Source organism: Actinomadura rubrobrunea NBRC 15275, from assembly GCF_001552235.1.
GTDB lineage: Bacteria > Actinomycetota > Actinomycetes > Streptosporangiales > Streptosporangiaceae > Spirillospora > Spirillospora viridilutea.
The window spans coordinates 44395-53249 of the sequence record NZ_BCQU01000044.1 but is presented as its reverse complement, the minus strand read 5'-3'; the positions used below and the strand labels follow the sequence as shown (position 1 = coordinate 53249).

The 8855-nt window shown below is 73.0% G+C and carries 10 protein-coding genes; 2 read left to right on the top strand and 8 right to left on the bottom strand.

The window, feature by feature from the left end; all coding sequences use genetic code 11:
* The 5 genes from AR3_RS15580 to AR3_RS15560 all read right to left on the bottom strand — a co-directional run.
* Positions 1-212 (bottom strand): hypothetical protein (locus AR3_RS15580; RefSeq protein ID WP_157406682.1); only part of this gene is annotated, 212 nt, incomplete at its 3' end.
* A gap of 145 nt (positions 213-357) precedes the next feature.
* The gene (locus AR3_RS15575; RefSeq protein ID WP_106258262.1) at positions 358-636 is read right to left on the bottom strand and encodes a WhiB family transcriptional regulator; all 279 of its coding nucleotides are present in this window, start codon (positions 634-636) and stop codon (positions 358-360) included.
* A gap of 123 nt (positions 637-759) precedes the next feature.
* The gene (locus AR3_RS15570; protein WP_067914853.1) at positions 760-1107 is read right to left on the bottom strand and encodes a hypothetical protein; all 348 of its coding nucleotides are present in this window, start codon (positions 1105-1107) and stop codon (positions 760-762) included.
* A gap of 292 nt (positions 1108-1399) precedes the next feature.
* Complete coding sequence (tesB, locus tag AR3_RS15565; protein ID WP_067914851.1) at positions 1400-2266, bottom strand: acyl-CoA thioesterase II; 867 nt, start codon at positions 2264-2266, stop codon at positions 1400-1402.
* A 563-nt stretch (positions 2267-2829) separates the two neighbouring features.
* Positions 2830-4926 carry an ATP-dependent DNA helicase UvrD2 gene (locus AR3_RS15560; protein ID WP_067914848.1) on the bottom strand — a complete coding sequence of 699 codons (2097 nt, stop codon included), beginning with the start codon at positions 4924-4926 and terminating at the stop codon, positions 2830-2832.
* 164 nt (positions 4927-5090) lie between these two features.
* On the opposite strand from AR3_RS15560, the gene AR3_RS15555 reads away from it, so the two are divergent.
* Entirely contained in the window at positions 5091-5384 is a 294-nt protein-coding gene (locus AR3_RS15555; protein ID WP_067914847.1) for a mycoredoxin, read from the top strand.
* Between the two features lie 20 nt (positions 5385-5404).
* On the opposite strand, the gene nudC is transcribed toward AR3_RS15555, so the two are convergent.
* Together nudC and AR3_RS15545 are read right to left on the bottom strand one after the other, a co-directional pair.
* On the bottom strand, positions 5405-6322 hold the full coding sequence (gene nudC / locus AR3_RS15550) for an NAD(+) diphosphatase (RefSeq protein ID WP_227022970.1): 918 nt from the start codon (positions 6320-6322) through the stop codon (positions 5405-5407).
* Positions 6323-6377: 55 nt separating this feature from the next.
* Positions 6378-7760, bottom strand: coding sequence for a dipeptidase (locus tag AR3_RS15545; protein ID WP_067914845.1), 1383 nt, complete (start codon positions 7758-7760; stop codon positions 6378-6380).
* Between the two features lie 87 nt (positions 7761-7847).
* Between AR3_RS15545 and AR3_RS15540 the strand changes: the two genes are divergently transcribed.
* Positions 7848-8111, top strand: a complete 264-nt coding sequence (locus tag AR3_RS15540; protein WP_067914843.1) for a DUF4031 domain-containing protein — start codon at positions 7848-7850, stop codon at positions 8109-8111.
* Positions 8112-8151: 40 nt separating this feature from the next.
* Here the strand turns inward: AR3_RS15540 and AR3_RS15535 are convergent, their stop codons facing one another.
* Positions 8152-8760, bottom strand: a complete 609-nt coding sequence (locus AR3_RS15535; RefSeq protein ID WP_067914841.1) for an HD domain-containing protein — start codon at positions 8758-8760, stop codon at positions 8152-8154.
* Positions 8761-8855 lie beyond the last annotated feature (95 nt).

Sequence of the window (8855 nt, the reverse complement as noted above, 5' to 3'; positions counted from 1 at the left end):
GGAGCCGCTCGGACGCGCGCGTCGCGGCGGGCGCGGCGCATGGCGCGCACCCGGACGGCGATCCGGCGGCGGGCGTCCTCGTCGAGCGCGAGGGCCCGGCCTTCGAAGGCCCGCTTCTCGAAGACGAGGGCTTCGAGCTCGGGGGCGTCGAAGGCGGGGGCCGGGCCCCGCGCCGCGCGGGCGGGGACCCGGTCCCGGACATCCATGGTCATGGTGTTCTCCCTGGCGGCCGAGGGGCGCGGCCCCGTCCCGGAGCCGCGCTCCCCCGGTCCGCTCGGCCGAGTGTCGGCATCACGATCGTCGGTGCTCGTCGGAGCGTTCACGCCGTCGGGGCGTACCGGCCGTCCCGTCCGGCCGTCAGACCCCGGCGCCGTCCGGCAGCGGGTTCTTGCGCGGACGGCCACGCGGCCGCTTGCGCGGAACGATGACGCCGCGGACGAACAGCTCGCCGCCCCACACGCCCCAGGGCTCCTTGCGCTCCAGCGCGCCGGCCAGGCACGCCTTGCGGAGCGGGCACTCCAGGCAGAGCGACTTGGCCAGTTCGACGTCGGCGGGGTCCTCGGCGAAGAACAGCTCCGGGTCGGTCCGGCACGGAAGCGTGAGGTCCTCCTCGCTCATCGCGAGCGCCCCCTGCATCACGGTCACCCTTGGCTTCCTCTCGTTGGGTCTCAACGGTCGTGTCGGTGGGTTGTCTGGGCAAATGAGAAGGGCCGCGGATCCGGTGTCTGGATCCGCGGCCCTGGGGGCTTGCCGGCACTGCTAGACCGGTCGCCTCCAGGGATACGGACCCGACACGCCACCCTTCAGCTCGGTGAAGGAGGCGCCCACGTGGGCCGTGGCCGGAGCCATGACGTCATTGCCTTCGGCGAGAAGTGCAAAGACACCGCGCCCCTGCTCGATCTGGACACGCTGCGCCTGACGCACGTCGCACGGATCGGCGGACACGCGCAGCCGCAGGGACCACGCGTCGCCGCTGATCAGCGAGGCTTCACCGCCGAGGACGGAGCCCGAGGCGGCGTGCGCGGACCGTCCGCGATACGCCGGTGCGACGCCAGGACGCAGCACGGTCCGGATGCTCTGCTCCGCGACGTTCGAAGTCGTGATCACCGGACTGCACACCACCTCTCTGGCTCCTCGGGGCCCCGGTCCGGACAACAGATGATCCGAGTCGGCAGGGCCGTCTGAATGCTCGCGTTCGAGCGTACGGGTACTCGCTCGAAGCAGGCAAGGTATTTTTGACCTGCAGTTTTGTGGGTGAGTTCACCCGATTTGGAGAGAACCTCGGCGCCGCGGCGAGCGTCTAATGGTGCGGGCAGCACCTCGCGGGCCGCGGCCCGCCGCCCCGTCGGCGACCTCAGTTCCGGGGGCGGCGGCGCTCGCAAGGGGTCGACGCGCGTCGCTACGACCGGTCGCCGACCCGGATCAGCCCTTCCTGCATGACCGACACGACCAGCTCCCCGGAGCGGGTGAAGACCTGACCGCGGGCGAGGCCGCGCGCGCCCCCGGCGAACGGCGTGTCCTGGTAGTACAGCAGCCATTCGTCGGCCCGGAACGGCCGGTGGAACCACATGGCGTGGTCCAGGCTGGCGCCCATGACGCGGTTGTCGCCCCAGGCCAGGCCGTGGTTGAGCAGCACGGTGTCCAGCAGCGTCATGTCCGAGGCGTAGGTCATCAGGCACACGTGCAGCAACGGGTCGTCGGGCAGCTCGCCGTCGACCCGCAGCCACACCTTGGACTCGGGGGTGACCAGGGCGGGGTCCTTGGCGGCCTCCCAGGTGAGCGGGGTGGCGTGCCGCACGTCGAACGGACGCCGGCTCACGAACTCGGCGGCGGCGCGCTCGCCGAAGATCGGGGTCAGCCGCTCCAGCGCGGGCGGCAGCGTCTCCGGGTCGGGCGCGTCGGGCATCGCGGCCTGGTGGCTCGGGCCGTCCTCGACGACCTGGAACGACGCCGACAGGCTGAAGATCGCCTTGCCGTGCTGGACGGCCAGCACCCGGCGCGTGGTGAAGGAACGGCCGTCCCGGACCCGGTCGACGGTGTACACGATGGGCACCGAGGGGTCGCCGGGCCGGATGAAGTAGGCGTGCAGCGAGTGCACCGGCCGGTTGACCGGGACCGTCCGCCCCGCCGCGACCAGCGCCTGCCCCGCGACCTGCCCGCCGAACACCCGCTGCTGGCGCTCCTCGGGGCTGCGGCCGCGGAAGATGTCGTTCTCGATCTGCTCCAGGTCCAGCAGGTCGAGCAGCTCTTTCAAGGACTCCTTCACGGCCGATAGTGTCGCAAACCGACCGGTGTGGTGGAGATCTCACCCATGCCCGGCGAGCGTCCCGCCCTCCGCCATCGCGAGCGCGGACGACGCCGTCGACGCCCCGGCCCCGGTGTGCCAGTCGAGAACGTCGACCCAAGCAATCCGCACGCACAACGGCGGCCGCCCCGCCGCCCCCGATCGCGAGCCCGAAGGACGCCAACGACGCCCTGCCCTGGGTGTGCCCGTCGAAGGTGTCGGCCCCAGGCGATCTGCGCACGCGCAATGGCGATCGTCCCGCCGTCCCCCATCGCGAGCCCGGAAAACGCCGGCGACGCCCCGGCCCCGGTATGCCAATCGAGGACGCCGGCCCAGGCAATCCTCCCGCACAATGGCGCCCGTCCCGCCGTCCGCGCCCGCGAGCGCGGAGGACGCCGGCGACACCCCGCCCCCGGTGTGCCAGTCGAAGGTGTCGGCCCCAGGCGATCTGCGCACGCGCAATGGCGATCGTCCCGCCGTCCCCCATCGCGAGGTCGGGGAACGGCTCGTCGGCCTCGTGGCCGGCGGCTCGGGATCGGCGGCGGTCATCCGGGATCGGCGGGGTCGGCGCCGCGGCACAGGGCGAGGACATCCGATCCGTAGCGCTCCAGCTTGACGCGGCCGACGCCGGGGATGCGGGCCAGGTCCTCCAGGGATTCGGGGACGTGCTCGGCGATGGCCTGCAGGGTGGCGTCGGTGAACACCACGTACGCGGGGATGCGCTGCTCGTCGGCCGTGCGGGCGCGCCAGTCGCGCAGGGCGAGCAGCAGCTCCTCGTTGATCTCCGCCGGGCAGTCCTCGCACCGGCCGAGCTTGCGTTCGATCGCCGCGGTCAGCGGACGCCCGCACACCCGGCACGGCTGCGGGCCCAGGCCGCCGCGCCGCTTGGCGCGGCGGGCGCGGGCGGGGGTCGGCGTCTGCGCCATGGGCGTCAGGCCGTCCAGGAAGCGCGACACCCGGCGCCGGGGCGCGCCGCCCGGCGAGCGCGACAGCGACCAGGAGAGCGTGAGGTGCTCGCGGGCGCGCGTCACCCCCACGTAGAGCAGGCGGCGCTCCTCCTCGATCTGCTCGGGCGTCTCGGCGTAGACGATCGGCAGCGTGCCCTCGACCAGGCCCACGAGGAACACCGCGTCCCACTCCAGGCCCTTGGCGGCGTGCAGCGAGGCCAGCGTGACGCCCTCCAGCGCGGGGGCGTGCTGGGCCGCGGCCCGCTCCTCAAGCTCGGCCACGAACTGGGGCAGCCCCGCGGACGGATCGGCGGCCGCGATGTCCTCGGCGAGCTGGGCCAGCGCGGCCAGCGACTCCCAGCGCTCGCGGGCCGCGCCGGCGCCCTCGGGCGGGCGTTCGCTGAAGCCCGCCCCGGTGAGGACGTGCCGCACGGCGTCGACCAGGCCCATGCCGTCGGTCTCGACGTCGGTCGCGGCCCGGGCCGCGCCGCGCAGCCGGACCACCGCCTCCCGCACCTCGGGGCGTTCGAAGAACCGCTCGGCGCCGCGCACCACGTACGGCACGCCCGCCGCCGCGAACGCCGACTCGTAGGTCTCCGACTGGGCGTTCACCCGGTAGAGGACGGCGATCTCGCGCGCGGGCACGCCCTCGTCGATGAGCTTGCGGGCGCGGCGGGCGACGTCGTCGGCCTCGGCGACCTCGTCGTCGTAGGACACGAACACCGGCTCGGGCCCGTCGGGGCGCTGCGCGACCAGCTCCAGCCGGTGCCGCCGCGCCGCCTCGCCCGCCGCCTGCCCGATGACGCCGTTGGCCAGCCGCACCACCTGCGGCGTGGACCGGTAGTCGCGCACCAGCTTGACGACCTTGGCGTCGGGGAAGCGCTTGGTGAAGTCGAGCAGGTAGGACGGGGTGGCGCCGGTGAACGAGTAGATGGTCTGGTTGGGGTCGCCGACCACGCACAGGTCGTCGCGCTCGCCCAGCCACGCCTCCAGCAGCAGCATCTGCAGCGGGTTGACGTCCTGGAACTCGTCGACCACGAAGTACCGGTACTGGTCGCGGACCTGCCGGGCCACCTCGGGATGCTCGGTGAGCACCGCGACGGTCAGCTCCAGCATGCCCTCGAAGTCCAGCAGGTTGCGCTCGCGCCGCAGCGTCTCGTACATGTCGTAGACGCGGGCGACGTCGGCCGCGTCGACGGGGGGACGGCGCGCGGCGGCGGCCGCCGCGGCGGTGTAGTCCTCGGGGCGGGTCTGGGTGACCTTGGCCCACTCGATCTCGCCGGCCACGTCGCGCAGCTCGGTGCGGCCGTACGGCAGGCGCAGGACGCGCGCCGCGTCCGCCACCAGCCCGATCTTCGACTCGATGATCCGGGGCGGTTCGCCGCCGATGACCCGCGGCCAGAAGTACGTCAGCTGCCGCAGCGCCGCGGCGTGGAAGGTGCGGGCCTGCGCGCCCGGCGCGCCCAGCCGCCGCAGCCGCGCGCGCAGCTCCCCGGCGGCCCGGTTGGTGAACGTCACCGCCAGCACCCGCTGCGGCGCCACCACCCCGGTGAGCGTGGCGTAGGCGATCCGATGGGTGATCGCCCTGGTCTTGCCGGTGCCCGCGCCCGCCAGCACGCACACCGGGCCGCGCACCGCCTCGGCCACGGCCCGCTGCTCCGGATCGAGCCCTTCCAGAACCGCGTCTGCCAACATTCCTCCATCGTGGCAGCAGCCGGGGACCGGATGGTCCACCCGCGCGACCTGTGGATAACCTCCGGAATGCGGCGCCGGCCCGCGGCGTTCGCACTGAGGCGTCCGGCGCGGCCACCGCGGGCGGACGAGCTCAGACGAAGCGACCGAAGGAGACAGAGGCACCGATGGCCACTCCGACCGCCGATGAGACCCGACGGCCCACCGGGCGGGTCACCATGTACACCACGTCGTGGTGCGGCTTCTGCCGGCGGCTCAAGAGCCAGCTGGCCCGGGACGGCATCGAGATGGTCGAGATCGACATCGAGCGGGACCCGAAGGCCGCCGAGTTCGTGATGAGCGTCAACGGCGGCAACCAGACCGTCCCCACCGTGACCATCGGCGACAGCATCGTGCTCACCAACCCCAGCGCGAAGGAGGTCAAGCGCCATTTGGCCGAGCTCGACGGCCAGGGCGCCTGACGGCGGCCCGCCCTGCCGGGTCAGAAGTCGGACGTCCCGGGGAGCGGCCCGCCGTACCAGCGCTTGATGAGCTGGGCGGCGATGGACAGGGGCGGCGGGAGCAGCACCTCGCCCGCCTCCACCGCCGCCCGCAGCTCCTCGCGCGTGTACCAGGCCGCGTCCAGGATCTCCTCCGGGTCGGTGCGCAGCGGGAGGTCGCCGTCGGTGCGGGCGAAGAACCCGACCATGAGGCTGCGCGGCAGCGGCCACGGCTGGCTGCCGAGGTAGCGCACGTCCCGGACGGGGAGGCCGACCTCCTCGCGCACCTCGCGCGCCACGGCCTGCTCCAGGGACTCGCCGGGTTCGACGAATCCGGCGAGGATCGAGCGGCGGTTCTCCGGCCAGGCGGGGCCGCGGGCCAGCAGCACCCGGTCGCGCTCGTCCCGCAGCAGCATGATGACCGCCGGGTCGACGCGGGGGAAATGCTCGCTGCCGTCCGCGGGGCACACGCGGACGTGACCGGCGGCGGCGAGTTCGGTGGGGCCGCCGCAGGAAGGGCAGTAGCGGTGCGTGGAATGCCAGTGTTCCAACGCGACGGCGTGGGTGAGCAGCCCGGAGTCGCGGTCGTCCAGCACCGCCCCCACGTGCCGCAGCCCCGCCGCGCGGGCGCCTTCCACGACGGGCAGGGGCGCTGCCACGGCGAAGTAGGCGACGCCGTCGTCATCGACGCCCAGCAGGTATCGCTCGCCCTGGGGCGCCGCAGCGGGAGGGAGCAGCAGCAGCCGCGGCTTTTCGTCGCCTTGCACGAGGGCCTTGCCGCGCTCCACGACGAGCACGCGCGTCGCCGGGTCCGCCCACGCCTCGCTCAACCAGGCGTCGTCGCGGCGGCGTTCGGCCACGCGGTCGATGTCGCCGCGTGCCAGCGCCAGCCATTCCAGGGTTTCGTACGGCTCCGGCAACGAGGTCCCTCCAGCGGCGGACGAGGCGGTGCGGGGCTTGGACGCCACAGCGGCGCTAACGCAAAGCGGTGGCCAGCTCTTCCCACAGGTAGGCGGACGCCTCCGCGCCCTTGAGCAGCAGCGGCATCTCCACCTTCTCGTTCGGGGCGTGGATCCTGTCGTCGTCCAGGCCCACCGCGAGGAAGACCAGCGGCGCCTCCAGGATGTCGGCCAGGTCCGCCTCGGGACCGCTGCCTCCTTCACGGGTGAACAGGACCGGCTTGCCGAAGGCCCGCTCCATGGCGCGGCGGGCCGCCTGCACTCCCGGGGAGTCGATCGGCGAGAAGCAGGGCCGCACGCCCCCGCCGGGGATTTTGACCTCGGCGCGGATGCCGGGCGGGGTGTTGTCGGCCACCCAGGCGCGGAACGCCTCCTGCACCTTCCGCGGCTCCTGGTTCGCGACCAGGCGGAACGAGATCTTGGCGTGCGCCTCGCGGGGGATGATGGTCTTGCCCCCCGGGCCTGTGTGGCCGCCCCACATGCCGTTGACCTCGGCCGTCGGGCGCGCCCACACGCGCTCCAGAGTGGTGTAGCCCTTCTCCCCGTACGCGGCGCGGCTGTTCCCGGCGGTGCGCAGCCAGGCGTCCTCGTCGAACGGCAGCCGGGCGAACAGCTCGCGCTCCTCGTCGGTGATCGGGACGACGTCGTCGTAGAAGCCGGGCAGGGTGACGCGCCCGTCGTCGTCGTGCAGCGCCGCCAGGAGCTCCGCCAGCGCGTGCAGCGGGTTGGGCACGGCGCCGCCGAACGACCCGGAGTGCAGGTCGGTGTCGGGCCCGTACAGGGAGACCTCCGCCTCGGTGAGCCCGCGCATGCCCGTGCAGATGGACGGCACGTCGGCGGACCACATGGTGGTGTCGCTGATGACGACGGCGTCGCAGGCGAGCCGGTCGCGGTGCTCCCGGAGCAGCTCGGCGAAGTGCACCGACCCCGACTCCTCCTCGCCCTCCACCAGCAGCTTGATCGTCACCGGCGGGGCGGTGGCGCCCGTCGCGGCCAGCAGCGCGCGCAGGCCCAGGGTGTGGAAGAACACCTGCCCCTTGTCGTCGGACGCGCCGCGGGCGATGAGCTGGTCGCCCTTCTCCACGGGGGTGAAGGGGTCGGTCTCCCATTCGTCCAAGGGCTCGACCGGTTGGACGTCGTGGTGGCCATAGACGACCACGGCGGGGGCATCCGGATCGGCCGCGGGCCATTCGGCGAAGACGGCGGGGAGGCCGCGCGTCTCCCACACCTCCACGGTGGGGAACCCCATGGTGCGCAGATACTCGGACAGCCAGTGCGCCGAACGCCGCACGTCCTCCGTGTGCCCGGGGTGTCCCGAGATGGAGGGGATCGCCAGCCACTCTTTGAGGTCGGCGAAGAACTCGGCCTTGTTGTCCTGGATGTATGCGGCTACGTCCATCGACCATGCCCCCTTGCACGGCTCCCTTGCACGTTGTTCCGTCTGGCACTGTAGGGGATCCGTGGGCCGGGACATGGTGGAGGTGTTTTGATCCTCATCGACCCGCCGTTGTGGCCTGCCCGGGGCCGGGTGTGGTCCCACATGGTCAGCGACGTCTCCTATGAGGAGCTGCACGCGTTCGCGGCGCGATTGGGGCTGCCGCCCAGGGCGTTCGAACGCGACCACTACGACGTGCCATCGGAACTGTACGAGACGGCCGTCGCTCTGGGCGCCGCTCCCGTGGGGTGCCAGGAGCTGCTGCGGCGCCTCACCCGCGCGGGGCTGCGCCGCCGCAAGACGGTCCGGCGTTGACGCTCCGCCCGCGGGCGAAGCGTTCCGGCCGTCGTTCAGATCAGCCTTCCAGCAGCGTCAGCTCCGTCGAGATGTTCTTCCGGGCGCGCTCCTCGAAGCGGGCGCGCGCCGTCGGGGTGTGGAACAGGACGGGCAGATCGAGCAGGCTTCTGAGAATCCGCGCGCGGCCCGCCTTGAACACCTCGTCGGGGACGAAGGAGTACTCCTCGCGTACGGCGGCGGCGTAGGCGGCGTAGCGCTCGGGGTCGGAGCCCAGCACGGCGAGGTCCGCGTCGCACAGGACCCGGCCGTTGCGATCGTCCTCGTCGGGCGCGTGCGACTCGGTCAGCTCGACGAGACGGGCCACCTCCTCGACGGCGTCCGGCGTCAGGTCGGTGTCGGCGAGCATGCAGCGGGCCAGGCGCGCGCTGCGCTTCTCGTTGTCGGCGCGGGCGGGATCGTAGACGGCGTCGTGGAACCAGGCCGCGAGCCGGACCAGGTCGGGGTCGGCGGCGAACCGCGCCAGCTCGTCGACCATGTCGAGGACGGCGACGAGGTGCTCGCGGTCGTGGTAGCGGCGGTGCTCCTCCGAATAGCGGGCGACCAGCCGCTCTCCGAGCACCCGGGCCTCGGGTCCGGCCAGAGCGGTCCACCGGTCGAGGAGGTCCATGCGCTCATCTTGGCGCCGTGACGGCGTTTCGCGCACGCGGGGCGGGGCCTCGCCGCTATCGTGTGCGGCGAGTTAGGCAAGGCTTACCTCACTTG

Bases quoted from the DNA above. Each gene is read 5' to 3' on its own strand.
- AR3_RS15575 (WP_106258262.1), bottom strand. From the start codon at position 636: ATGCAGGGGGCGCTCGCGATGAGCGAGGAGGACCTCACGCTTCCGTGC.
- AR3_RS15555 (WP_067914847.1), top strand. From the start codon at position 5,091: ATGGCCACTCCGACCGCCGATGAGACCCGACGGCCCACCGGGCGGGTC.
- AR3_RS15560 (WP_067914848.1), bottom strand. From the start codon at position 4,926: ATGTTGGCAGACGCGGTTCTGGAAGGGCTCGATCCGGAGCAGCGGGCC.
- AR3_RS15535 (WP_067914841.1), bottom strand. From the start codon at position 8,760: ATGGACCTCCTCGACCGGTGGACCGCTCTGGCCGGACCCGAGGCCCGG.
- AR3_RS15545 (WP_067914845.1), bottom strand. From the start codon at position 7,760: ATGGACGTAGCCGCATACATCCAGGACAACAAGGCCGAGTTCTTCGCC.